The organism is Plastoroseomonas hellenica (assembly GCF_018129085.1).
In the GTDB taxonomy this organism is placed as follows: domain Bacteria; phylum Pseudomonadota; class Alphaproteobacteria; order Acetobacterales; family Acetobacteraceae; genus Plastoroseomonas; species Plastoroseomonas hellenica.
On sequence record NZ_JAAGBB010000024.1, the window covers coordinates 46,077 to 70,854 of the forward strand.

General features: G+C 65.3%; 24 protein-coding genes and 1 pseudogene. 12 read left to right on the plus strand and 13 right to left on the minus strand.

Features of this window, described 5'->3' with window-relative positions:
* Positions 1-14 precede the first annotated feature (14 nt).
* The 5 genes from GXW71_RS19550 to GXW71_RS19570 all read left to right on the plus strand — a co-directional run bounded on the left by GXW71_RS19550 (position 15) and on the right by GXW71_RS19570 (position 5,962).
* Positions 15-1,160, plus strand: a complete 1,146-nt coding sequence (locus tag GXW71_RS19550; protein ID WP_246526715.1) for a DegT/DnrJ/EryC1/StrS family aminotransferase — start codon at positions 15-17, stop codon at positions 1,158-1,160.
* Between the two features lie 216 nt (positions 1,161-1,376).
* Positions 1,377-2,555: an FkbM family methyltransferase gene (locus GXW71_RS35485; protein ID WP_211854266.1), complete on the plus strand. Its 1,179-nt coding sequence runs from the start codon at positions 1,377-1,379 to the stop codon at positions 2,553-2,555.
* Positions 2,556-2,568: 13 nt separating this feature from the next.
* A complete protein-coding gene (locus tag GXW71_RS19560) occupies positions 2,569-3,606 on the plus strand; it encodes a glycosyltransferase family 4 protein (protein WP_211854267.1) in 1,038 nt (345 codons plus the stop codon).
* Positions 3,603-4,637: a glycosyltransferase family 4 protein gene (locus GXW71_RS19565; protein ID WP_211854268.1), complete on the plus strand. Its 1,035-nt coding sequence runs from the start codon at positions 3,603-3,605 to the stop codon at positions 4,635-4,637. Before GXW71_RS19560 ends, GXW71_RS19565 begins: the two co-directional genes overlap by 4 nt.
* 185 nt (positions 4,638-4,822) lie before the next feature.
* The gene (locus tag GXW71_RS19570) at positions 4,823-5,962 is read left to right on the plus strand and encodes a glycosyltransferase (protein WP_211854269.1); all 1,140 of its coding nucleotides are present in this window, start codon (positions 4,823-4,825) and stop codon (positions 5,960-5,962) included.
* A 59-nt stretch (positions 5,963-6,021) separates the two neighbouring features.
* Here the strand turns inward: GXW71_RS19570 and GXW71_RS19575 are convergent, their stop codons facing one another.
* The 4 genes and pseudogenes from GXW71_RS19575 to GXW71_RS19590 form a co-directional block, all read right to left on the minus strand.
* Positions 6,022-7,344: a hypothetical protein gene (locus tag GXW71_RS19575; RefSeq protein WP_211854270.1), complete on the minus strand. Its 1,323-nt coding sequence runs from the start codon at positions 7,342-7,344 to the stop codon at positions 6,022-6,024.
* 368 nt (positions 7,345-7,712) lie between these two features.
* A pseudogene (locus tag GXW71_RS35615) lies at positions 7,713-7,841 on the minus strand (IS5/IS1182 family transposase); the annotation flags it as partial.
* A gap of 109 nt (positions 7,842-7,950) precedes the next feature.
* Positions 7,951-8,139 carry a hypothetical protein gene (locus tag GXW71_RS19585; protein ID WP_211854358.1) on the minus strand — a complete coding sequence of 63 codons (189 nt, stop codon included), beginning with the start codon at positions 8,137-8,139 and terminating at the stop codon, positions 7,951-7,953.
* Between the two features lie 120 nt (positions 8,140-8,259).
* Positions 8,260-9,066: a methyltransferase domain-containing protein gene (locus GXW71_RS19590; RefSeq protein WP_211854273.1), complete on the minus strand. Its 807-nt coding sequence runs from the start codon at positions 9,064-9,066 to the stop codon at positions 8,260-8,262.
* Between the two features lie 399 nt (positions 9,067-9,465).
* Here GXW71_RS19590 and GXW71_RS19595 point away from each other — a divergent pair, with 399 nt between their 5' ends.
* The 3 genes from GXW71_RS19595 to GXW71_RS19605 all read left to right on the plus strand — a co-directional run bounded on the left by GXW71_RS19595 (position 9,466) and on the right by GXW71_RS19605 (position 13,132).
* On the plus strand, positions 9,466-10,416 hold the full coding sequence (locus tag GXW71_RS19595; RefSeq protein WP_211854274.1) for a glycosyltransferase family 2 protein: 951 nt from the start codon (positions 9,466-9,468) through the stop codon (positions 10,414-10,416).
* A gap of 11 nt (positions 10,417-10,427) precedes the next feature.
* Positions 10,428-11,336 (plus strand): WxcM-like domain-containing protein, encoded by a 909-nt coding sequence (locus GXW71_RS35230; protein ID WP_211854275.1) that lies wholly within the window; start codon positions 10,428-10,430, stop codon positions 11,334-11,336.
* A gap of 455 nt (positions 11,337-11,791) precedes the next feature.
* The gene (locus GXW71_RS19605; RefSeq protein ID WP_367617335.1) at positions 11,792-13,132 is read left to right on the plus strand and encodes a glycosyltransferase family 4 protein; all 1,341 of its coding nucleotides are present in this window, start codon (positions 11,792-11,794) and stop codon (positions 13,130-13,132) included.
* 33 nt (positions 13,133-13,165) lie between these two features.
* Here GXW71_RS19605 and GXW71_RS19610 read toward each other — a convergent pair whose 3' ends face one another.
* The 5 genes from GXW71_RS19610 to GXW71_RS19630 form a co-directional block, all read right to left on the minus strand.
* Complete coding sequence (locus tag GXW71_RS19610; protein WP_211854277.1) at positions 13,166-14,050, minus strand: MBL fold metallo-hydrolase; 885 nt, start codon at positions 14,048-14,050, stop codon at positions 13,166-13,168.
* Positions 14,047-14,946: a DMT family transporter gene (locus GXW71_RS19615; protein ID WP_211854278.1), complete on the minus strand. Its 900-nt coding sequence runs from the start codon at positions 14,944-14,946 to the stop codon at positions 14,047-14,049. The genes GXW71_RS19610 and GXW71_RS19615 overlap by 4 nt, the downstream gene beginning before the upstream one ends.
* The gene (locus tag GXW71_RS19620) at positions 14,946-15,803 is read right to left on the minus strand and encodes a DMT family transporter (protein WP_211854280.1); all 858 of its coding nucleotides are present in this window, start codon (positions 15,801-15,803) and stop codon (positions 14,946-14,948) included. The genes GXW71_RS19615 and GXW71_RS19620 overlap by 1 nt, the downstream gene beginning before the upstream one ends.
* 207 nt (positions 15,804-16,010) lie before the next feature.
* Positions 16,011-16,835: an FAS1-like dehydratase domain-containing protein gene (locus GXW71_RS19625; protein WP_211854281.1), complete on the minus strand. Its 825-nt coding sequence runs from the start codon at positions 16,833-16,835 to the stop codon at positions 16,011-16,013.
* Positions 16,836-18,440 carry a hypothetical protein gene (locus GXW71_RS19630; protein ID WP_246526716.1) on the minus strand — a complete coding sequence of 535 codons (1,605 nt, stop codon included), beginning with the start codon at positions 18,438-18,440 and terminating at the stop codon, positions 16,836-16,838.
* Positions 18,441-18,601: 161 nt separating this feature from the next.
* On the opposite strand from GXW71_RS19630, the gene GXW71_RS19635 reads away from it, so the two are divergent.
* From GXW71_RS19635 to GXW71_RS19650, 4 genes are all read left to right on the plus strand, one after another.
* The gene (locus tag GXW71_RS19635; protein ID WP_211854282.1) at positions 18,602-19,336 is read left to right on the plus strand and encodes a class I SAM-dependent methyltransferase; all 735 of its coding nucleotides are present in this window, start codon (positions 18,602-18,604) and stop codon (positions 19,334-19,336) included.
* A 17-nt stretch (positions 19,337-19,353) separates the two neighbouring features.
* On the plus strand, positions 19,354-20,367 hold the full coding sequence (locus GXW71_RS19640; protein WP_211854283.1) for a glycosyltransferase family 2 protein: 1,014 nt from the start codon (positions 19,354-19,356) through the stop codon (positions 20,365-20,367).
* Positions 20,364-20,711, plus strand: coding sequence for a DMT family transporter (locus GXW71_RS19645; RefSeq protein ID WP_211854284.1), 348 nt, complete (start codon positions 20,364-20,366; stop codon positions 20,709-20,711). The genes GXW71_RS19640 and GXW71_RS19645 overlap by 4 nt, the downstream gene beginning before the upstream one ends.
* Positions 20,712-20,809: 98 nt before the next feature.
* Positions 20,810-21,103 carry a DUF3574 domain-containing protein gene (locus GXW71_RS19650; RefSeq protein WP_211854285.1) on the plus strand — a complete coding sequence of 98 codons (294 nt, stop codon included), beginning with the start codon at positions 20,810-20,812 and terminating at the stop codon, positions 21,101-21,103.
* 52 nt (positions 21,104-21,155) lie between these two features.
* Here the strand turns inward: GXW71_RS19650 and GXW71_RS19655 are convergent, their stop codons facing one another.
* The 4 genes from GXW71_RS19655 to GXW71_RS19670 form a co-directional block, all read right to left on the minus strand.
* The gene (locus GXW71_RS19655) at positions 21,156-22,310 is read right to left on the minus strand and encodes a DegT/DnrJ/EryC1/StrS family aminotransferase (protein ID WP_246526717.1); all 1,155 of its coding nucleotides are present in this window, start codon (positions 22,308-22,310) and stop codon (positions 21,156-21,158) included.
* A 76-nt stretch (positions 22,311-22,386) separates the two neighbouring features.
* Positions 22,387-23,379, minus strand: coding sequence for an NAD-dependent epimerase/dehydratase family protein (locus GXW71_RS19660; protein WP_211854287.1), 993 nt, complete (start codon positions 23,377-23,379; stop codon positions 22,387-22,389).
* A gap of 28 nt (positions 23,380-23,407) precedes the next feature.
* Positions 23,408-24,385: an ion channel gene (locus tag GXW71_RS35495; RefSeq protein ID WP_211854288.1), complete on the minus strand. Its 978-nt coding sequence runs from the start codon at positions 24,383-24,385 to the stop codon at positions 23,408-23,410.
* Positions 24,382-24,741, minus strand: coding sequence for a RidA family protein (locus GXW71_RS19670; RefSeq protein ID WP_211854290.1), 360 nt, complete (start codon positions 24,739-24,741; stop codon positions 24,382-24,384). Before GXW71_RS19670 ends, GXW71_RS35495 begins: the two co-directional genes overlap by 4 nt.
* Positions 24,742-24,778: the final 37 nt, after the last annotated feature.

Below are 24,778 nucleotides of genomic sequence, written 5' to 3' on the forward strand. Positions count from 1 at the left end.
GAAAGGAACCGAGAATGACGCGTCCAGCAACAAGCCCCCAGGGCGCAATGGCGGCGTTCCTGCCGGTCTACGAACCCGATCTCTCCGGCAATGAGCGCCGCTATGTCGATCAAGCTGTCACCAGCACATGGATTTCTTCACGAGGGGAATTCATCAACCGTTTCGAGGACGCCTTCGGCCAGGTTGTCGGCAATCCGCATGTTTCGACCGTCTGTAACGGGACCGTCGCCCTGCATCTGGCGCTGCATTGCCTGGATCTGAAGCCCGGTGACGAGGTGATCGTCCCGTCCTTCACTTATATCGCTTCCGTCAACACGATCATTCAGGCCGGTGCGGTGCCTGTTTTCGCCGAGATCCGGCAGGAAGACTGGCTAGTCGACCCAGCGGATGTCGCTCGTCGCATAACACCGCGCACGCGCGCGATCATGCCGGTGCATCTGTATGGCGCGGTCTGCGACATGGATGCATTGCACGCACTGGCGCGGTCGCACGGACTCGCCATGGTGGAAGATTGCGCCGAAGCCCTGGGCAGCACCTGGCGGGGCCGCCATGTCGGCAGCTTCAGCGATGTTGCTACCTTCAGCTTCTTCGGGAACAAGACCGTCACGACCGGAGAGGGCGGCATGGTGATGGCGCGGGATGCGGACATGCTCCGCAAGCTGACTATCGCCAAGGGCCAGGGTATGGATCCGGAGCGCCGTTATTGGCATATCGCCATGGGCTTCAATTATCGCATGACCAATATCGCCGCGGCCATCGGCCTCGGTCAGATCGAAAGGCTGGACAGCATCCTGCAGCGCAAGCGCGGGATAGCCCGCCAGTACCGATCGCTGCTCTCCAATCAGCCGGTGACCTTCCAGCGCCCGAGGCCGGAGGTAGAAAGCTCGGAGTGGCTCATCAGCCTGCTGCTGCCGGCAGGCGTGGACCGTGACGCCGTGATGCAGCGCATGGCGGAGGCACGTATCGAAACACGTCCGGTGTTCTACTGCGCGCACCATATGCCGCATCATCGGCGGCCGGAATTGTCTCTGCCGATTTCAGAAGACATCGCCGCGCGTGGCATCAGCCTGCCGAGCTACCCGACGCTGACTGAAGGCGATGTCGAACGCATATGCGCTACACTTGTGGATGCGATCCGCGCTTCAGGACCACCCCGCTGAGTTCGACTGAATCGGAATACCGCTATCGCTGCTGGTGCCAGCATGGCCGTTCACCTCGTGGATTGAATCCGACGCTTGGTGCCACGCCTGATAGCGGCGACGCGGTAACGCCCAGCGCGCAGCCAGAGGGTGGCCCGCTGGCCTTGCCAGCTTCAGCCTCGTCCGGATAAGGCTTGCGAACTCGATGTTCCGCTGCCCAGGCCCCATGGAGGGTACGTGTCCGATAGTAACCTGCCCTTCACGCGGCGGGCGGCCCGACGGTTGCTCCGTCCGCTGCGTCCCCTGGCGCTTCCCTTTCTGAACCGGCTGCAGCTCCGGATGGCCCATGCTGTAGAGCATTCCGGCATACTGCTGCGGATGGAGGCTGAGGCGCGGGATAGAGCTGACGCCGCCCGCCTCGATGCTGAAGCCGCCCGCCTGGACATAGAGGCTCTCATGCAGCGCATCGCCGTGGCGCAGCTCGGCGTCGATGCCATCCGGCTCGATATGCAGCAGTTCGCCGGGGCGACGAAAGGGGCGATCGACGCCATCCGTCAGCAACTGGAGCAAGCGCTGCGGGCCACGGGCGAGTTGACGACTATGGCCGCCCGCCTGGTCCAGCGCGTCGCTGTGCCCCTGGGCACAGAGGTGATGGTCCGGTCGCCGGAAGGCTATCTGCTGCTTCCGGCTGAGGATGACCGGCTGATCGCTCATCTGATCGACAGTGGTGGCCGGCTGGAGCCGGGAACGATCACTGTCATTCAGGCCCTGATCAAGCCCGGCGACACGGTGATCGACGTTGGCGCGCATCTGGGGCTAACCGTCTTGCCCGCGGCCCGCGCTGCGGGCCCGGGGGGGCGTGTGATCGCCGTCGAACCCGGGTCACGCGTAGCCGGCTTACTACGGCGCAACATCGCCTTGAACGCGCTCGACGAAGTGGTCGTGGTGCATGGATGTGCAGCGGGCGCCAGCCCGGGCAAGGCGCGGCTTTCCATTAGGCCGGTGCTGGGCGAATCAAGCCTGATCAACCCCATCACGGAAGGGCCGACCGAGGAGGTACTTGTGCAGCCGCTGGACGCGCTGGTGCCGCCAGGCACGCGCATCCGGCTCGCCAAGATCGACGTCGAAGGCTACGAGCTCGAGGTGTGGCGTGGCATGACCCGCATCGTGGCCGATAATCCTGATTTGGCGCTGCTGCTGGAGTTCGGCCCGAGCCATCTGCAACGCGCTGGCATCACTCCTGCCGAATGGATGTCGTCCTTCGTGCAAGCTGGCTTCCGGATCTACGAGGTGGAGGAGATGAAGGGTTTGGTTCGCCCGGCGCGACCGCTCGACGCCCTGCAGCAGATGCTCTCCGTCAACCTCCTAATGCTGCGCGCTCCACTCTCGGAGTATCCGGCGCTGCGCACAGCGTAAGGCAACACCTCCCTTGCGCGTCGGCATTATCTCCACTGCGGTCCCGCTGATCAGCGGCGGCGGACGCTTCATTGTCGATTGGCTTCACGAGAAGCTCGTCGAGCACGGCCATGAGGCCGAGACGATCTACCTGCCCTTCGTTGAATACCAAGATCAGATCCTCTCGCAGTCCGCTGCCTTCCGCATGATGGAGCTGGACGCGTATTTCGATCGCGTCATCACCATCCGCCCACCCGCCCACACGGTACGGCACAGGTGCAAGGTGGTGTGGTTCATCCATCACCTGCGGGGGTACTATGACCTTTGGGACACCCCCTACAGCGCGGTGGTGCACAATGCTGGCGGCGAGGCGCTACGGGCTGCCATCATGGCGATGGACAATCAATGCCTGTCCGAGGCGCACCGGATCTTCACCAATTCCCGCGTGGTCGGTGACCGGCTACGCCGCTTCAACGGGATGGAGAGCGAGGTACTCTATCCGCCGGTGCTGCGGCCGGAGATGTTCGTGGGCGGCGAGCATGGCGACGAGATCGTCGCCATCTGCCGCGTCGAACATCACAAGCGGCAGCATCTGATGATCGAGGCGATGGCGCATGCGCGCAGCCCGGTCCGGCTGCGGCTTTGCGGGCTCTCCGGCAACCCGGATTACCCGCGCTCCCTCCGCGACATGGCGACGCGCCTCGGCGTAGCCGACCGCGTCACCTTCGAGGAACGTTGGATCACGGAAGAGGAAAAGGCCGCGCGGCTGCACAGCGCCCTCGCCTCCGCCTACCTGCCCTATGACGAGGACAGCTACGGGTATCCCACCATCGAGGCGGCGCATGCCAGCCGTTGCACCATCACCGTCGCCGATTCCGGAGGCGTGGCCGAATTCGTGGTGGATGGCGAGAACGGCTTGCTGACCGCGCCTAATCCAGCTGAGCTCGGTGCGGCCTTCGACCGGCTCTGGCAGGACCGGGCCTTGGCCGCACGGCTGGGTGCGGCGGCGCGAGAGCGCGTCGCGGCGCTTGGCATCGACTGGGGCGCGGCGATCGAGAGACTGCTGGCATGAAGATCCTGGTGCTCAGCACCCTCGTGCCTTTCGTGCATGGGGGTGCAGAGGAACTGTACGAGCATCTCGTGCTCAATCTCCGCCGCCAAGGGCATGAGGCGGAAGGGATGCGCTTACCGTTCTCCTGGAATCCGCCCGAGCGACTGATCGATGAGATGCTGATCGCGCGCCAGATCAGGCTCTGGAACGTGGACCGGGTCATCGCGCTCAAATTCCCTGCCTACATGGTGCCCTGGCACGACAAGGTGCTGTGGGTGCTGCATCAGTTCCGTCAGGCCTATGACCTGCTGGACGCAGGGCAGAGCCATATCGAGCAGGATACGGCCGGGCAGCGCATCCTCGGTGCCATCCGCGCCGGCGATGCACTAGCCTTCAGCGAGGCGCGCCGCATCTACACCAACGCACCGATCACGTCGCGGCGACTGAAGCATTACAATGGCTTTGACAGCGAGGTGCTCCGGCCGCCGCTGAACGACCCGGAGCTTTTCGCTGGTGGCGAGGACGGCGGGTACATCCTCGCTTCGGGCCGGGTGAACGCCGGCAAGCGGCAATCGCTGCTGATCAAGGCGCTGCGCCACGCACCGGGGTTGCGCCTCATCATCGCAGGCCCCCCAGATGCGCCAGCGGATGAGCAGGCGCTGCGGCGCCTGGCCGCAGAGGAAGCCGTAGAAGATCGGCTGACGCTCGACCTGCGCTTTCTGCCACGCGCGGAACTCGCGGCGCTGGTGAATGATGCGCTCGCTGTCGCCTACCTGCCTTATGACGAGGACAGCCTGGGCTACTGCACCATGGAGGCGTTCCAGGCGGCCAAGCCCATGATCACCGCAACCGATGCAGGTGGCGTGCTCGACGTCGTTCGGGACGGAGAGAACGGCTACGTAGTCCCACCCGAGCCGGAGTCCCTCGCCGCCGCGATGCGCGCCGTGGCCGCGGATCGCACGCGGGCGCGCGTCATGGGGATGGCCGGGCAGGAGGCGATGGCGGCCCTACGGCTGGACTGGCCGAGCACCATCAAGAGGCTGGTATCGTGACGGCGCTCCGGATCGGCTGGGCTTCGCCTTGGCATGTGCACTCCGCCATTGCGGCCCACAGCGTGGAGGTGGTGGCAGCGCTCACCGCACGGGGACATCGGGTCAGCGTGCTGCGCACGGAGACTGGCGAGACCGCCGCCCTTCCGCCGCGCCCGGCACCCGGGCCTCTGTGCCGCCTGGTGGAGATGTCGCCGGAGGCGATGACAGCGGAGTTCGACCTGGTCGTGGCGCAGATCGGCGATCACCTAGGCAATCATGGCGCCTTGCCGGGACGGCTGGACCGCGTGCGCACGGTCGGCGTGTTCCATGACGCCTTCATCGCCAACCTTTTCGGCATGCATGCAGTCTCCACAGGGCAGGAGGCACTGCTGCAGGTCGTACCGCGCGAGCTCTATGGCGCTGAATCCATGCCAGAAGGCGAGCCATTCGGACTGCCGCTACCAGAGATGGCGCGCCGCCGCCCCATGCTGGAATGGCTGGCGCGGGAATGCGCGGCAGGCGTCGCCCATGCCGAGCATTATGCTGAGCGGTTGCGTGCCGCCTGCGATGGCCCTGTGGCAGTGATCCCTCTCGCCTATGTCGCGCCTTCCCTGCCGCCCCCCCCTCCGCTCTGGCCCGCGGGACTGACCGTCGCGGTGCTCGGCCACGCCAACGAGAACAAGCGCGTCGACCAGGTGATGCTGGCCATCGCCGCCTCGCCCTTGTTGCGGCACCGCGTGCATTTGCGAGTGATCGGCCCGGCGGAGCCGCATCACCGCGCGTCGTTCGAGCGCCTGGCAGGGCAACTCGGGATGCGCACCCCCGAGATCACGGGATGGGTGAGTGATGACGAGTTCGTCCGTCGAATGCGAGATGTGGATGTCGTCTGCTGCCTACGGAACCCGGTGCTGGAGGGGGCCTCGGCCTCGGTCGTCACCGCCCTCGCCTCGGCGCGCCCCGTGCTGGTCACGGATCACGGCTGCTACGCGGAGTTGCCGCGAGATGCCGCGCTATTCTGCCGTCCTGAAGCCGAAGCGCTCGATGTGATGCGTCACCTGGAATCCTTTCTGACCGATCCGACGTGCGGCATGGCCATCGGGGAGCGCGGCCGTACCGTGGCATGCGCGAGACACGCGCCGGAGGCCTATGCGGATGCGCTGCTACCGCTGCTGCAGGCTGTAGTGGCGGATGCGCCGCGCAGGCAAGCGCGCGAAAAACTAACGGAGCTGCTCGGCGGGTTCGGGCTGGCTCGCGGCGACCCCGCTGTGCGGCGAGCTAGCGCTGCGGTGGATTCCCTGGGCTTGTCACCGGAGAAGGTGGCCGCTGCGCGGCGAAAGGGCTTCTGACCCGAACGATGCCAGTTCGGAATAGCCCAGACGTTCGGTACCAGCGACAGCAGCTGTCACTATCTTGGCGACAGCGGGCCTGACCTCTGCCAACGCACGGGAAAGCCAATTACGTCTTCAGGACGTAAGACATCGACCAACCGGACTTCGCGTCCGTCAAAGCGAGCGATAGCAACTTGATCGTAGGGTGCCGCCCCGCCACCAATGGCAACGTTCCGAACGCCGTTGTCATCAAATACGACATCCCACCACCCCGCATGTGCTGCCTCCGGTGGTGCGGACCCTCGCCACAATGTGCGGAGTGTTACGCTTCTGCCTCCAAACCAGACGGGAGCAATCCGGATATTCATAACATCCGGCCGCGTTCCCTCTTCCATCAAAATGATGATGTGCAGCGGGAGGCGGCCGATCCAGTTCGCCGCGATCTGCCTCGATCCCTCCCGAAGGGCAACTTCATAAACTGCAGCACGGTTCTGAGCGACGTTATGTCCCAGCGACAATAGCATGACACAGGCAGCCATCGCTCCGGTTATGAACGCGAAGGCCAAACGGAGGAAAGGCCATATTGCTGTAATCCAGTACGTAACGCTGAGCCAAAGAAGCGGCTGCCAGACTTGATCCACCATCACCCATCGCATGCCAACGGACCATGTCGACGACATGGATTCAATCAGCACGGTTGGCAGAATAATGCAGAATGCGACACATAGTACCGACACCGCCTCCCGAACGCTGGGGACGGTCGCGCGGATGAGACTATATATCCCACCCCCCACCAGTATTGCTGTAAGCACAGACGGCACAAGGGCCCAAAAACCCATTGACGCAAATGCGACATTTGCGAATCCGAAATAGCGAACTGGGGATAGACCCGAATATAATGACGGGATTAAATTTGTGAACAGCACGTTTATATTAAGATTATAATAATCACTCATTAATGGATTACGTGCCGTCGTCCATATCAGGATAAATAGCGCCAAAATAACAGCGAAAGGAGTAACTATTCTAGCCAACTCGCCGATTGATTTTGAAATTGAAATCTTATTCAGCGAAGTGTAGGCAATAACGAGAACCGAGACCGCAAGAATGGCTCCAACTTGAAATGTATATGTTGCAAAGGCAGCAAACCACAGACACAAAGAAATTCCATACCATCCCGTCGCCTCCCTGCCGGCGCGGTTACTCCACACGGCAAAAGAAGCGATACACAGCATCGTCAACGCAAGAGCACCAAGGAAATTCCAGTAGATCTGATCAACTGTAGTTGAAAACGTCCAACAAGCAACGAGAATCCCTACTGACAGCGCCAGACCTCGTCCAGAAACTGGGGCCAAACATCGGACCATCACATACGCGGATATCGCAAGAAGCGGATTCATGGCCAAGCGCGTTAGCAGAGGCCCGTTGGGGAGACCCATGTACAAGTATTGCGCGATAATATACCACCAGGGGGAAAGTGGATTTCGGTCATTCATTGACCAAAATGTTTGGGCCTGGGCCGCTACGCTTGACGCATTCAGAATTATTACCCAATTATAATCCTCTCCCATGGGGACCACTCGTAGCCCGAGAGGAAAACCAAGGCGACGCAATATGGCAAATAGTGCCGGCATGCACATGGATGCCGCGCATAGGACCGCCACATCCGCAACCGCTTGCCTGACCCGAATCGTCACAGCCCTCTCCCCGCTTGGCCCCGACGCTTGGCATACCTCCCGGATACCGTCTAGCTGTCGACTCTATTAGGTCAGCCAGAAAGAAGCGGTGCGGCGAGAGCGAGAGCGGAGAGGAAGTTCCTGGCGAGCCTGTCGTATCGGGTAGCGATGCAGCGCCAATCGTTCAGGCGGCAGAACATGCGCTCGATGACGTTTCCGTCGACGATATGCGTTGTGGTCGAGTGGGTAGTAGGGCCTGCGACGGCTGCGCGTGGACGGGTAACGACAGCGGTGCCCTGCTGCTCCAGCCTGTGGCGGAGGTGGTCCGCGTCATAGGGCCCTGTCAGCGAGCAGGCGCTGTGGTGGCGCAATGTCCTCGAGAAGGGCTGCAGCAACGCTGATATCGGCAACATTGCCGGGCGTCACGACGAAGCGATCGGCCGGCCTTGCACGTTGGCCAGAGCGTGGATCTTGCAGGTCCGCCGCCACATGAGCGCCGATCGCCTGCGCGGCTTTCATTTTCTGCCTCCGCTGCACTACGCGCCGCCGCCACCCGATATGACAAACTTGCTGCTAACTACCTGGTATCGTCAAACTCACCGCTACACGTATTTGGCTTCGCGCTTATGAGTTGGTGACCTAGACCCTCTCGAACACGCAGTTAATGAACTCCCCCTCTTGCTCCCGGCCCGCGACGCGGAAACCAGTGCGCTCTGCCAGTACATGAGGCGCATCCCCCGTCAGGAAGATCACGTGGAACCGAGTGCTCGCATAGGCGTACTCATAGCAGGGCGATGCGTGCGCCATTCGGCCGCCCGGCTTCAGTATGGAGTGAAAGTAGCGAAACTCCTCCACCGGCCGCAGCATGTGCTCGATGACGTTGTTCGAGAAGATGCCGGCGAACTGCGCCGAGATGTGGCCTTTGTCCCCGACGATGAAGCCGCCGTCCACCGGCGGGGCAGCGGGCTCGTATCCCCACACATCGTGGCCCTCGGCGCGCAAGGTAGGGATGGTATCGCTCCACCGGCCACATCCCCAGTTTAGGTAGGGACCGGGAGCTTCGGGGAGCAGGGAGCGGAAGGCGCGGATCTCGGACGCCGTCGAGTTCGCCTCCGCATAGCCGTCGTAGAGCAGGCGGTAATCCGTGCTGACCATCTCGGGCGACAGGTCGAGAAACTTCGCTGGCCCGAAAACCCCGCCGCACCCCTGGCACTCGTAGCGCTCCAGACGGCCACCGCCGAACTGGCACTGATCAATTCGCTTTTCCAGGCGCTCGCGCGTCTCCTCCCGGTCACAGATCGGGCAGCGCAGCCGGCGCCCAGGGAGCGTGAGCGCGTCCAGGCGGTCTGCCTGCTCCCAGAAGGCCCGGATCAGGCTTTCGCGCAGCAGGATTTGACGGCTTTCTAGCTGGTCGAGGCGGGCCTCAATGGTGGGAGTGGGGCTCATGTCCATAGATGCGCGGCTTGCGGACGCCGCTGTCAAGGCGCAGCGAGCACCGGGCTGGAGGAGGGCTGCAGCGGCACATCTGCCCTCCGTGGCTGAGACTGGCCCGAGGGCAGTCCACTCCCGGCGGCTCACTCAGTTAAGATGGCGAGGCGACTTCCGGCAGTCTGGCGCCGCGTCTGGGCGCTACGACGCGGCGCGTGCATGATCGTGGCGACTCCTGCTCAGACAGTTCCCGCTGGCGGTTCCTACTGCTAGGATGGGTACAATGGAGAGGAGTGTTATGGGATCTCGTAGTCGCGAACTGTTTGCGTGGGTACCGCCCGCCTCAATGTGTTTTCGAAAGCATAGCGAGCCTTCAATGCAATCATGGTATGAATTGTGGAACGGCCAGAAGCTATAATGGAAGATATAACTTGCTCCCTAGTTATCCCGGTTTACAGAAATGAAGAAAATCTTCCTGACCTAATACCTGCTCTCAGCGATCTCGCGACGCGAGTAAACGGGCTGGAGGTGGTCTTCGTCGTTGATGCATCGCCCGATAATTGTGAAATTATCTTGCGAGCATCATTGCAAAAGCTCAGTTTTCCAGCGCAGCTACTCGTACTCTCTCGTAATTTCGGTGCATTTTCTGCTATTCGCGAAGGTTTGATAGCGGCTCGCGGTCGCTACTTCGCCGTAATGGCCGCGGATATGCAGGAACCACCTGAATTAATTGAGAAATTTTTTGACGATCTGACTAAAGGCAGTGCTGATCTTTGTCTGGGCGTCCGCCGCTCACGCGAAGATCCTAGAATGTCACGATTTTTGTCTAATATTTATTGGCGCTTATACCGGCGCTTCGTGATCTCAGACGTGCCCGCTGGTGGTGTCGATGTATTTGGTTGCAATGAAGCAGTCCGCAACGCCCTGCTGAGCCTTGACGAAAGGGCAGGCTCACTCATTGGGCAGCTTTTTTGGGTTGGATTCCGTCGAGTCAAAATTCCCTACGACAGGCGTGCCCGCACGAAAGGCCGTAGCGCCTGGGTTTTTGCGAAGCGCTTCAGGTATTTCTTGGACAGCGTGTTCGCCTTTTCGGACTTGCCGATCTCGTTGCTCGTCGCCGTAGGCGCCATTGGTGGCATACTTTCAATCGCCATTGCCACCGTAGTCATGCTGGCATGGTTGTTTGGGGACATTACTGTTGCCGGATACGTTCCCATAATGATAGCGATTTTGTTTTTCGGCTTTATGACACTCCTCTCTTTAGGAATCATAGGAATATATGTATGGCGAATTAGCGAGAATGTTCGCGGTCGACCAAATGCTATCGTCGCGAAGCGCGAGAAGAATGATCTCCCCGAATTAGAGTGAGACAGAACGATATGAGCTCGCCACCCACCTTTCATCCAAACGCCCTCTGTGAAAGCAAAGCTATCGGTTCTGGAACCAGGATCTGGGCATTTGCTCACATTCTGAGGGGTGCCGTTATCGGTTCAGATAACAATATATGCGACCACGTCTTCATAGAGAATGACGTCGTTATCGGGGACCGCGTTACAGTCAAATGCGGGGTCCAGCTCTGGGACGGCATTCGGGTTGAAGACGATGTCTTTATCGGCCCGAACGCCACATTTACGAACGACCTCTTTCCAAGAAGCCGGGTGCCGCGCAAGGCGATGCCGCCTACTCTCATCCGGCGCGGGGCTTCCATCGGCGCCAACGCCACGATCCTTCCCGGCGTAACGGTCGGGGTTGGCGCGATGGTCGGCGCCGGAACCGTGATTACGGCTGATGTTCCCGCTAATGCGGTGGTCGTCGGGAATCCGGCGCGCATTATCGGTTACGCGGGCTCTGAAGTGATTTCGTCTCAATCAGAACTGCCTGCCGAGGCTGATTGGCAGATATTCACAACGCAGATCAATACCGATTCCAGAGGGCGACTCTCGGCGTGGTCACTGGCCTCGACATTGCCCTTCGTGCCGCAGCGGCTGTACGTCATCGACGGCGCACCTGACGGCTGGGCACGAGGAGGCGGCGCTTACGTGCGGTCACATCAATTTCTTCTGGCCACTCACGGCACGCTCACTGTGGCAATGGATAATGGCCGCCAGCGGGACATGATCTGTTTATCGAGTCCGGATCGTGGATTGTATGTTCCGCCCGGCATTTGGACCCTTCAGTTTGGTCATTCGGCGGACGCAGCCCTGCTCGTTCTCGCGAGCGAACTCTATGATCCGAGCGAGCGAATAGCTGATTATGACGAGTTCCTCCGGGCCTCGCGCCCCGGCTAATAACCACTGCCCTTAGCGAAAGAGCGCTGCCTTCAATCCTGGCATACTTTCCCTGTCCTACTCGTCAGCTCCCCTCAGCTTCGGCAGAGGCACGGCGGGCAGCCCGCGGCCTGTGGGTGCCGCCAATCGAAATCCACTCCAGAGACCGACGACATCTGGGCAGGCTGTCGCTGAATAGTGACGGCATACCGCGCCCCCCCCATCTCCGTGCTCTGCCGCCGATCGCGACCTTTCAGAGCTGATGCAGGCCGCCAATCCCCGCGGCCGCAGACACCGCCATCGGAGCTCTCGATCTGCCTTGGTGTATTGGCTTGTCGCCGCTTGTCGAGCGGGATATCCGACCCACGCACGCCTCTTTACGGCACTGCCGCACCGCCATCCTTCGCCGCCACCACCACCTCGGAAGCAATTGTTGAATGGTCGTTCACTGGGAAGACGAGAGGCGCTTGGCCCAGGTGATCCTGCGGAAGATCCGCACAGCCCGGCATCTGATCTCGCGGTTTGTAGCGATGTGGTGCGAAAAAGGGCTCGCGACGGCCGCGCGAACTGGCACGAAGAGAGCTAGCCACATCATCGCTCAGGGCCGGGCGGCGCACTGGCTGCAAGCCGCTGCAGAGGCCGCTGCACGTCCCTTCCGCGCCAAACCAAACGCCAACTCGGCCTTGCTCATCGGCTATATCGACGCCCAGCTCGGTCTGGGGCAGTCCCTGCGGGGGCTAGCACTGGCCCTGTCGCGAACGGCGATCAGCTTCCGCATCTATCCATTCGGCGTCGGCGTCGAAGGCCGCCGGGTGGGAAGCTACATGCCGGAACGCTACGATGAGGTCAGGGCTCATGCCGCCAATATCATTGAGGTCTCGCCCGATGAATTGCCGCAAATCTTCAACCATATCAGCGAATCACATTTCGACCGCAGCTACAATATTCTTCGGACATACTGGGAGCTTGGGAAAGCACCGGAATCATGGAGAAGGAACCTTGACCATATAGACGAAATATGGGCACCAACGAATTTTGTTGCCAATAGCTTTACGCCAATTTTCAGAAAAAAGATCACAGTTATCCCACCCTCTTTAGAACTCCCGCCGGTGCCCGTGGAAGGACGGCAGCGATTTAACATCGAGCTAGATCGTTTTTATTTCCTATTCTCCTTCGATTATTATTCCTCACCCGCCAGAAAAAATCCGAAGGCAGTGCTACAGGCCTTCCGGCTCGCTTTCCCCGATGTCTCCACGCGGGCGGGGCTGATCATCAAATCCACCGGAGCGATCGACCATTACCCGGACATTAAGGAGGAACTCCTTCGCGAAGCCGAACACGACAATCGCATCGCGATCATCGACGAGACGATCAATCGCGAGGAAATGCTCGCCCTCATCAAGGCAGCGGACTGCTACGTCTCCCTTCATCGCGCAGAAGGCTTCGGCCTGGGCATGGTCGAAGCCATGGCGTTCGGGAAGCCGGTCATCGCGACCGACTACTCCGGCAGCACCGACTTCCTCTCGGAGGAAACCGGCTACCCCGTTCCCTATCGGCTGACCGAGGTCGGAGCGGATGAGTATGTCCACGCCGAGGGCCAGGTCTGGGCCGAACCCAGCGTGAGCGACTGCGCGCGGATCATGTCCCACGTCTTCCACAATCGAGACGAGGCCGCGGCCAGGGCGCAGCGAGCACAGGCGCTCGTCAACGAGCGCTATAGTCCAGCCAATGTCGGGCGCCTGGCCGAGAAGCGGCTCAACGAAATCTTTGCGGCGCGGGCTAAGACATCCGGAGCAGGCAAGCCGAAGGTCCGGTAGGTTTCTGGGCACAAGCTTGGCGCCCAGCGTGTCCTACCTCCCCCGCCAGCGCTCCCCGTCCCGCGCCGCCAACCCCTCCGCCTCCAGCTTCACCAGATGCGCCAGCAGGCTGCGTGCCGCCGCCTGCACCAGCCGCGGGTCGAGCTCCGGCCCATAGACCGGCGGCACCAGGTCGGCGGAGGTTGCCGGGCCGCGCCTGCGCACGGCATCCAGCACCTTCGCCTCCCGCTCCATCCTGTGCGCCGCCAGCGCCGCGACATAGGGCATCGGGTCGCGCACTGGCGGACCGTGGCCGGGCAGGTACAGCGCGTCGTCACGCGCCGCGAGCTTCCCGAGGCTCGCCATGTAGTCCGCCATATTGCCGTCCGGCGGGCTGACCACGCTGGTCGACCAGCCCATCACGTGATCCGCGCTGAACAGGATCCCGGCAGGTCCGTCATGCTCCAGCGCGAAGCAGAGATGGTTGGCGCAATGCCCCGGCGTGTGCAGCGCGGTGACGCGCCAAGCATCGCCTTCCGTCACCGCGCCGTCAGGCAGCAGGATGTCGGGCGTGAAACCGTGATCGCCGCCTTCACCCCCGGCCTCCGGCGGCGTCACATGCCGGCCGAAGCCAAGGCTCGGCGCGCCGGTCGCGGCCTGCAGCGCCGCGACACCCGGCGAATGGTCGCGATGGGTGTGGGAGACCAGGATATGCGTGACCGTCTCGCCTTCGACCGCGCGCAGGATCGCGGCCAGGTGATCGGCGTCGGCAGGGCCGGGATCCAGCACCGCGACCCGGCCGCGCCCGATGATCCAGGTGTTGGTGCCGCGGAAGGTGAAGGCGCCGGGATTGTTGCAGAGGATGCGGCGCACGCCAGGTGCCGTCTGCTCGACGGCGCCATGGGACAGCGCGTCATCCCGCACATGACGAATGCTCATTGGCGCCTCCGGATCAGTTCACGATGCAGGATATAGAGGCCCGCGGCAACGATCAGCACCGCGCCCGCGACCGTCGTAGTACCCGGCACGTCGCCCCAGATCAGCCAGCCGAGCCCGATCGACCACAGCATGGAGCTGTAGGAGTAAGGCCCGATGGAGGAGACCTGCGCACTCGCATAGGCCTCGGTCAGCATCACCTGGCCGATGCCACCGAACAGCCCGATGCCGATCAGCAGCAGCCATTCCGTCGCGGTCGGCGTCACCCAGACGAAGGGAAGCGCCAGGCCGGTGATCGCCGTCATAAGCAGCGACTGCCACATCACGATGGTGGTCGAGCTCTCGGTCGCCGAAAGCCCCCGCACCAGCAGCGTCGTCGCCGCGGAGAAGATGCCGTTCGAGACCGCGACGATGGTGCCGATCATCAGCAGCCGGGACATCTCCCCTTCGCCCTGGAAAGCCCCCTGCCCCAGCGCGATCACGACAATGCCCGCGAAGCCGCCGAGCACCGCAGACCAGCGATGGATCCCGACCTTCTCGCCGAGCAGCGGGATCGAGAGCAGCGTGACGAAGAGCGGCGTCGTGTAGCTCAGCGCCGTCTGCTCGGCGAGCGGCAGTATGGTCAGCGAGAAGAAGCCGCAGGACATCGCAGCCGTGCCGGTGAAGGCGCGCAGCAGATGCCCGGGGAAGCGTTTGGTGCGCAGCAGTGTCCAGCCGCTGCCGCGACGGAGCGCGATCGCCAGCACGACCGGCAGCGCGAAGGCATTGCGGAAGAACATGAGCTCTGCGAAGGGCAGGCGTTCCCCGGCTTCCTTGACGATCGCCGACATGACGGTGAAGGCGGCCGTCGCGCCCAGCATCAGCATGGCGCCGCGTCGGATGTCATGGCGGAGCGGCATCAGCGCCGCTCCTGCGCGCGGCGCACCCGTTCGCGGTGCAGGTTGTAGATGCCGGCCAGGATCACCAGCGCCGCGCCGAGGATCGTCGTCCAGGCCGGCACCTCGCTCCAGATCAGGAAGCCGATGCCGATGCCGTAGATGAAGGGCGTATACTCATAGGGCGCCAGCGCGCCGATCGGCGCCAGCGCGAAGGCGCGGCTGAACAGCAGATGCGCCACCGCATTCGCCGCGCCGAAGAACAGCAGCGCCAGCATCACGCCGCCCGAAGGCAGCACGGCCGGCGGCGGGAAGGTCGGCAGCAGCAGGAGGCCCATCGGCACATGCGCCGCCATCAGCCAGAAGGCGATGGTGGCCGGCTTGTCGGTGCGCGACAGCAGCCGCGTCCAGATGCGGGTCAGCGCCATGACGCAGGTCGCGCCCAGCAGCACCAGGCTCTCGATCCTCCAGAGATCGCCGGAGGGTTGCAGCATCACCAGCACGCCCGCGAAGCCGATGCCGGTCGAGGTCATGCGCCGCCAGCCCACCGTCTCCCCCAGCAGCGGGATCGCGAGCAGGGTCATCAGCAGCGGCGTTGCACAGGCGACGGCGTAAGAATCCGCCAGCGGCACGGCGCGCACCCAGGCCCAGTACCAGCAGGCGGAGACGCAGCAATGCAGGATGCTGCGCGCCGCCAGCAGCCGCTTGTCCACCGGATAGAAGCCGCGCCCGCGCGTGATGATCGCGAGCACCGCCATGCCGATGGTGCCGCGGCAGATCATGGCCATGGCGATGCCGATCTCAGGCAACACCCATTTCACCGCGGCATCAGCGCCGGTGATGATCAGATAGCCGATGACGACCAGGCCGATGCCGCGCACCGCCTCCGCCCCGGTCGGGACAGAGAGCGCGGCTACAGCCCGATCCGCTCGCATTTGCTCACGACCGTGCTGTAGGAACTTTGTTTGATCGCGCGATTCAGACTTTTCGGCCCACAGGGCCTCAAGTCATCACCAAGGCATCGTTTGATCGCGTAATTCAGACTTTTCGGCCCGAAGGGCCTCAAGTCATCACGCTCAGGACCTCGTTCAGGCAAGATCCGCCTCGGCCGCCATGCAGGTGCAGCCTTCGGCATCACGGGTCTCGAGCAGCACGCGCGCCCCTTCGCGCCGCGCAAGCAGGGTCAATGCGCGCCCATCGAAGCAGGGGCGCATGCCCCGGAAGGCGAAGCGGGCCAGCCGCGCGCCAGGTGCCTGGTCCAGCGCGTGGCGCGCCAGCAGGGTCGCCTGCAAGGGGCCATGCACGATCAGGCCGGGATAGCCCTCAACGCCGGTCACATAGGGGTGGTCGTAATGGATGCGATGGCCGTTGCCGGTCAGCGCGGAATAGCGGAACAGCATCAGCGGGTCCGGCACCAGGGTGGCGCGCGCCGCGTCCGGCCAGTCGGGCGCCGGCGCCGCCGCCTTCACCGCGACGCCCTCCGTCCCGCGATAGACAATGTCGTGCTCCTCGGTCAGCACCGGGCCGCGGTCATTGCCGATCTCGTGCCGCACCGTGACGAAGACCAGGCGGCCGGAGCCGCCGGTCTTCTCGCTAATCTTCGCGACGGTGGAGCGGCGGCTGACGCCGTCGCCGGCGCGCAGCGCATTGTCGGTGAAATCGAGCCGCCCACCCGCCCACATCCGGCGTGGCAAGTCATGCACCGGCGGCAGGAAGCCGCCCCGCTTCGGATGCCCGTCCTCGCCCACCTCGTCCGGCACCCGCCAGTCCTGGAACAGCATCCAATGCCAGAGCGGAGGAATGTCGCCCTCAGGCGCCGCGCGGCCGAGCGTCGCGGCGAGCCCTTGCACGAGGCGCAGGTCGAGCCGGTCCTCGCGCAACTCGGTGCGCCCGAGATACTCCTGGTACGCCACTCAATCCTCCCGGACGTAGATCTTGTAGCCTTCGATGGTGCCGCCCAGACGATAGCGCTGCCAGGTCTCCGCGAAGAGGGGATGGCGAGAGAAATAGTCGATGAAGTTGAATTCCCGCCCGCACCAGGGAATGCCGGGGTTGTCGGCCACCAGCACCGCGGCCGGCGGGGCGCGTGCGAAATCCTCCGCCACCGTGCGGTAGACGAAGAACTCGGCGCGGCTCATCTCCCAGGTCTGGCGATAGCGCTCGCCATTCTCCGGGCAGGTCCGGTTGGTGCCCTGCAGCAGCCAGAGATTCATGGTGCGCAGCGTCGATTGCGCCCGGGCATAGTTCAGCGCCGGATAGACCGGATAGATATCCGGGCTCAGCACCAGCAGCCGCTCGCCATACGCCTCGCGCCGCAGCAGATCCGTCAGCTTCCCAGCCCGATCCCAGTTGAACCAGAACTCGCGCCAGGGCGCTTCGCCGCGCGCCGCGTAGACGCCGATGCAGGCCGCCATGGCGGCGGCGATGAGGGGCGCCACGCCCGGGCGCCGCACCGGCGTCACCACGCCATCGAACCAGCGCGAGATGCCCGCCGCCAGCGCCGCCGAGGACAGGATCGCGATCGGGATCGCGTGGTAGCTCCAGCCCTTGTGCTGCACCCAGGCGGAGGCGAAGGCGCCGGCGGCCGCGATGACCAACACGGTCGGCAGCACCGCCCCCTCGCGCGGGCGGAAGGCGATGGCGGCGGCGCCGAGCATCAGCAGCAGCGCCGGGCCGAGCACCGGGGAGATCAGCACGTCGAAGGGGCTGAAGACGCCGAGATCGACGTAGAACTGCCAGACCAGCGGCACGACGTAGCCGAAATAATCCGGGAACAGCAGCGGGATGCAGGCGAGATAGGCGAGCCAGATGGCCGCCATCAGCCAGGGCATCGGATCGACGAGCGCCCGGCGCGGCCCGCGCCGCAGCAGCACGAAACCTTCGACCAGGGCCGGGACCGCCAGGAAGTGCGGCTTCAGGGCGAAACCGAGAGCGGCCAACACCGTGACCGCCACGGCAAGCCGGCGTGAGGCCGGTGGCCCCTGAATGCGGCGCGCCGCCAGCATCGCGTAGGGGATGGCGACGACCGCCATCAGATGCTCACGCTGCGCGAAATCATAGCCGGCCATCAGCATCAGCAATGGCACGACGGCGGAGAGTGCCGCGGCCTCGATGGGCCCTTCCTCCCGCCCGGCCCGCAGCCGCACGGTGAGCCGCCAGACGAAGGCGCAGAGCAGCAGCATGCAGAGCAGCAGGGATTGCGGTCCGTCGAGCGGCGTCCAGGCCGCGATCGCCGCCGGGATCAAGGTCAGCACGAAGATCAGCGGCGGGTTGACGTCGATCAGGTCGCGGTAGAGGCCTTCGCCGGCGAGCCAGCGCTCCGAGAAATTCAGGACGGCGGAGACGTCATGGTTCAGCGGCGGCGCTAGCACGACCAGGAGGAAGGCCAGCGCCGGCAGCAGCGCCAGCGCGCGCAGCAGCCCGAGCCGACCGCGCACGCCCGCAGCGGCGGTGGTGGCCGGGGCGACGGCATCGGGCGGCAGCACGGTCTCGGCGGATTTGGCGGGTGGCGGCGTCATGATCCCGATCGCCGCGCAATGGAGCCGGCGAGATTGTATCCTGCCCCGGCATTGCGGCCTTGGCGAGGCGCGGGCGGGGTGAAAATGCGCGCCGCAACGCAGCATCCCCCCTGACGCAGAGCGCTGGACGGGCCGGGGCGGCCCTGCCAGAAACCCTGGCCATGGATGCCGCCGAATACGCTTTGATGGACACGGTCGAGGACCGGATGTGGTGGTATCGCGCGTTGCGGGCCCGGATCGTGGCGGCGCTGGCGGCGCGGCCCGGCGCGCCCGGCCCGGTGCTGGATGCCGGCTGCGGCACCGGCGGCATGCTGGCGGCGCTCCGCGCGGCAGGGGTCACGCGGCCACTCGCCGGCTTCGACTTCATGCCGGAGGCGGCGCGGCGGGCGCGGGCCAAGACAGGGGCGCCGGTCGCGGTCGGGGACATCACGCATCAGCCATTCTCCGAAGCGCGGTTCGGGGCGGTGATCAGCCTCGATGTGCTGAGCCATGCCGCCGTCGATCCGGGGGCGGCGCTGGCCGAAATCTTTCGCGTCCTCGTCCCCGGCGGCACGCTGATCCTGAACCTGCCGGCTTTCGATTGGCTTAAGAGTGCGCATGACGCCCGCGTCCACAACGCGCGGCGCTTCACCGCGGGCGGCATCCGCACGGCGCTGGCCGCGGCCGGCTTCGGAGCGATCGAGACCCGTTACTGGAACGCATTGCTGCTGCCCATGATGATCGTGCAACGCAAGCTGCTGGCCCGCGGCCCGGATGCCGCGAGCGATGTCGCCGCCTTCCCGCCATGGTTGGATGCCACCTTGCACGGCGTCACGGTGGTCGAACATGGCCTCGCACGCCTCGGCCTCCGCTACCCGGCGGGCGGCTCCATCCTGGCGGTGGCGACGCGGCCGTGACCGAGGATCAGAACCCAATGCCAACAGGACTTTCCATCGTCGTCCCGGTCTATAATGGCGCCGCCACCGTCGGCAGCCTGGTCGACGCCCTCTCCGCGCTGCGCCCCGAAGGCGGCCTCGAGATCGTGCTGGTCAATGACGGCAGCCCGGACAATTCGGGCGAGGTCTGCCGGGCGATCGCCGCCACTGCGACGGTGCCGCTGACCTATGTCGAGCACGCGCGGAATTTCGGCGAGCACAACGCGGTCATGACCGGGCTGCGCCAGGCCCGCGGCGATTACGTCATCACCATGGATGACGACCTGCAGAACCCGCCCGAGGAGGTGGTGCGCCTCTATGACCATGCGCGGCTCGGCGGCTTCGACGTCGTCTACACGCGCTATGCGGTGAAGGAGCATGAGGGCTGGCGCAACCTCGGCAGCCGTTTCGCGAACTGGGTCGCCGACCAACTCATGGACAAGCCGAAGGGGCTCTACCTCTCCTCCTTCCGCTGCATGAGCGCGCTCGCGGTGCGGGAGGTGGTGAAGTATTCCGGCCCCTATCCCTATGTCGACGGGTTGCTGATGCAGGTGACGCAGCGGCTCGACAGCATCGAGGTGAAGCACTTCGCCCGGGCCGAGGGCCGCTCCAACTACACGCTGAAGCGGCTGGTACGGCTCTGGATGAACCTCGCCACCAATTTCTCGGTCCTGCCGCTGCGCCTCGCGGTGATCGCCGGCGCCGCCATGGGCGCCCTCGGCCTGCTGGCCGCCCTCTATGTCGTCATCGAGGGGCTGAGCGGCCATACCCCCTCCGGCTGGGCCTCGCTGATGACGGTGACCCTGCTGATCGCCGGCGTGCAGTTCCTGATCCTCGGCGTGCTCGGCGAATATGTCGGCCGCGCCTTCATGTCGGCCAACGGCAAGCCGCAGGGCGTGGTGCGCGAGGTGCTGCTCCCGCGCGATGTGGCCCTGCGCGACGCGAAGTCCGGGGGCGAGACGCCGCCGCGCGACGATGGCGGGCAGCGGTCCCCGGTGCGGGTGGCATCGTGACAGCCTACTGGCTTGCCCTGGTCGCCGCGATCAGCACCTCGCTCGGCGGCCAGGTGTTGCTAAAATACGGCGCCTCGGGTGCAGTCGCGGCCGGGGGTGGGTTCCTGGCCCAACTCTTCCGTCCCGCGACGGTTGTAGGACTGATATGCTATGGTGGTGCCGCGTTGCTGTACATCGTGGCCCTGCGTCGAATACCGATGGGAGTCGCTCTACCGTGCACCGCCGCGAGCTATGTCGTCATCGCCCTGATCGGCCGCTTCGTCTTCGGGGAACCGCTGGGGACTCAACAGGCCCTGGCGATCGCGCTGATCTGCGGGGGGGTGGTGCTGCTGGCCAGCGCCTGACCCGGCCGGGGGGCGCGGCGATCCTGTTCGCCGCGGTTCTGGCCTTCGCTGGCTGCGCCCCGCAGCAGCAGAGCGAATGCCTGGCCGGCACGCGGCCGATGGTCGAGCTCAACGCCTATCTTGGCGGCAATGTCTCCGAGGCGGACTGGCAGCGCTTCCAGACCCAGATCCTGACCCCGGCCTTCCCAGAGGGCATGACCGTCGCCTGGGCGCGCGGCCAGTGGCGCAATCCGGACAATGGCCGCCAGGTTCGAGAGGCGACCCGGGTGCTGACCATCCTGGCCGGCGAGGATACCCGGGACCGCTTCAACCCCGTGGAGAATGCCTATCGCGAGCGCTTCCGGCAGCGTTCGGTGCTGGTCACCACGCGCCGGGTCTGCGGCAGCCTCTGATAACGGCACCCAGCGGAACGATTCCCATCATTCCGTCGGGCGGTGACGGCGTCTACCCCGCCAGCCCTTTCAGCGCCCCGCAGACCTGCTCCACCTGGGCATCCGTCAACTCGGGGTACATCGGCAGGGAGAAGACCTCCAGCGCCGCCCTCGCCGTCTCCGCGCAGGCGGCGGGGCCGAGCGCCGCGCGGCCCTTATAGGCGGGCTGCAGATGCACTGGCATCGGGTAGTGGATGCCGGTGCCGACCCCCTGCGACTTCAGCCGCGCCTGGACCGCGGTGCGGTCGGCGCTGCGCAGCACATACTGGTGGAAAACATGCTCGACGCCCGCGCGGCGCGCCGGCGGCGCGATCGGCCCGCCGGCCAGCGCCGCGTCATAGGCATCGGCGATCACGCGGCGCCGGGCATTGCCGGCATCGAGCAGCGGCAGCCGCACCCGGAGGATCGCCGCCTGCAGCTCGTCGAGCCGGCTGTTCACCCCGACCTCGGCGCTGATGTAGCGCTCATGCCACCCATATTGCCGGATCGCCGCGATGCGCTTCGCCAGCGCCTCGTCGCCCGTCGCCAGCACGCCGCCATCGCCGAGCGCCGCCAGGTTCTTGGTCGGGTAGAGGCTGAAGGCGGCCGCCCGGCCCATGGTGCCGAGCATGCGTCCGTCCAGCCTGCCGCCATGCGCCTGCGCCACATCCTCGATCAGCACGACGCCGTTGCGCTCGCAGGCGGCGAGCATGGGATCGAGGTCGCAGGCCTGGCCGTAGAGATGGACGGCTATCACCGCGCGGATTGGCGGCAGACCGGGCGGTGGATCCTCCAGCACCGCGACCAGCTCGTCCGGATCCATCGTGTAGTGTTCGGGGTCGATATCGACCAGCAGGGGCGTGGCGCCAGCCATCTCGATCGCCGCGACCGTCGCGACGGCGGTGTGGGAGACGGTGACGACCGTGCTCCCCTCCCCGATGCCGAGGCCGCGCAGGATCAGCACCAGCGCGTCGGTGCCATTGGCACAGCCGACCGCCGTCATCGGCGCGCCGCCGGCGTTACGGCCGAGCCAGGCGCCGTATTCGCGCTCGAAGGCCTCGCCCTCCTTGCCGAGGATGTACCAGCCGGAGCCGAGGGCGCGCGCCACGGCGGCATCGATCGCCTCCTTCTGGGCGCGGTAGGCGGCGCCGGGATCGGCCTGGGGAACCATGGGGATTCCTGCGTTCATGGAGTTCGCTCCCGGGTGAGCGTGATGACTTGAGGCCGGTCGGCCGAAAAGTCTGAATCACGCGATCAAACAAGACTCAGAGATAATCGGCGAGCCGCGCGCGGTACCAGTCGAGCGAGAGACGCAGCCCCTCATCGATCTCGACCCGCGGCCACCAGCCAGTGGCGGCGCGGAAGGCGCGGTCGTCGGCGGCGTAGCTGCCGATGTCGATCGGCGCCCGGTCGGCGGGGAATTCCTTCATCTCGTAGCGGCCGCGGCCGTCATTGGCAGCGATCAGCCGCTCCGCCAGGTCGACCAGGCGGATCGGCGCCGAGCCGCCGATGTTGAAGACCTGGCCCATCACCTTGGGCTCGGCCGCCTTCTCGGCGGCACGCAGGAAGGCATCGACCACATCGTCGATATAAGTGAGGTCGCGGAGCTGCTCGCCGCCCCAGACCTCGAAGGGCTCATCCTCGATCACCCGGCGGATCCAGATGCCGAGGAAGGTCTGCCGCGCATCCTTGATGCGCAGCCGCGGCCCGTAGCAATTGGTCAGCCGGAGCGAGACCACCGGGCGGTGATGCACGCGGCTCTCCAGCAGCCAGTACTGCTCGCCGGCCCATTTGGAGACGCCGTTGGCGTCCGGCGGGTTCACTGTGTGCTTCTCGTCGACCGGCAGATATTGCGGGCGGCCGTAGAATTGCCGGGTGGAGGCGTGCACGACGGCGGCCTTCGGCGCCGCCTCCCGCATCACCTGGATCAGCCGGACCTGGGCGACGGCATTGATGCCGATATCGGCGACCGGGTCCTTCTGGCCGCCCATATGGCTGGTCTGCGCCGCCATGTTGAACAGCACGTCGCAGCCCTGGGCCAGCGAATGCAGCTCCGCATCGCGCAGGTCGCCGCGCACCAGCAACACGCCGGCGCCTTCGAGATTGGCCGGGTTGGCGCCGCCATCCGGCATCATGGCGTCAAGCGCGGTCACCCGCGCACCGAGCCCGACCAGCGCGTGGCACAGCCCGGCGCCGAGGAACCCCGCGCCGCCCGTCACCAGCACCCGCTTGCCGCGCCAGAATTGCTGCGCCGCCATTGCCACCACCTTCGCGTTCCCGATCCCGTTACTCTGGCGCCTGATTGCGGCGGGAAATCGCCGGAGGATCGGCGGCTTCCGGGCGCGGCGCCGCATCCTCGCCACGTCCGCGCATCAGCTCGGCAAAGCCGAACAGCAGCAGGAGCTGCCCGAGCACCACCTGCACCGCCGCCAGCAGCCTGACCCCGTCATCCCGAGGCGCCAGATCGCCATAGCCGACGGTCGCCTGGCTCACCAGACTGAAGTAGAGCGCGTCCGGGAAGGCGAGCCAATGCGCCCCGGCCGGCGTATGGAACAGCGGCTCGTGCGAGAGGCCGTCGGCGATGCGGTAAAGCGCCGCGAAGGCGACGACCAGCACCACATAGACCATGGTGAAGGCGACCATGCGGAGCGCCACCACCGCGATGCGGCCGCCAAGCTCCTCCATGATCAGGGCGGTGTCGACCAGCAGCAGCACGACGCCATGGACCGAGGCCGCGACGATGATCGCGATGGCGCCCATGGCCGCCAGCAGCGCCAGGCCCTGCGCCTCCTCCGGCAGGCGGTTGACCGGAAAGGCCATGCAGAGGGCGCCGACTGCGAAGGCCGGCACCATCCAGCGTGCCATGCGGCGGAGGTGGCGGATATCGACCGGCCCGCCACGCTCCGCCATGGCCCGGAGCGGGCGGCGGCGCAGCACCACGGCGGTGAGGAAGGTCGCGACCGGCAGCAGGAAGCCGAGCCCCATCGCCGCTTCCCCGGCGCGCGGGAAGGCGGCGCGGCCGATCACCACGAAGAGCGCCATGTACATGGCGAGCCCGGCGGTGGTGCCGATCGCGAATTGCAGCCCGCGCGGCAGCAGGAAATGCAGCCCGCCCAGCGCCACCGCCGCCAGGCCCATGGTCCAGGCCGGTGGCGACCAGTCGTTGCGGTCGGCGACCGCCGCCCCCACCAGTCCCGCGAAAGCGAGGGTCAGCAGCAGCGGCGCCAGCCAGGGCAGCCGCGGCCCGGCCCGCCGCCGCTTCACGGCGCCGTGGGCGCCAGGGCAACGCCGGTGATCTCGACCCGCCAGCGCGGATCGACCAGCTTCGCCTCGATCGTCATGCGCGCCGGCTTGGCCGTGGCGTCGAGCCAGGCATCCCAGGCGCGGTTCATCGCCGGGGCATCGGCGATGTCGGCCAGCACCACGGTCACGCTGACCAGCGCCCGCTTGTCGGTGCCGGCCTCGGCCAGCAGCGCGTCGATCTGGGCCAGGATATCCGCGGTCTGGCCCTCCGCATCCAGCGACGCGTCATCCGCCACCTGGCCGGCCAGCCAGATCATGCCCCCCGCCACCACGGCGCCTGACAGGCGCCCCTCCTCGGCCAGTCTTTGGATCATCATCGCTCCGCAATCCCCAGCATGCCGCTTCCCGCGGCGG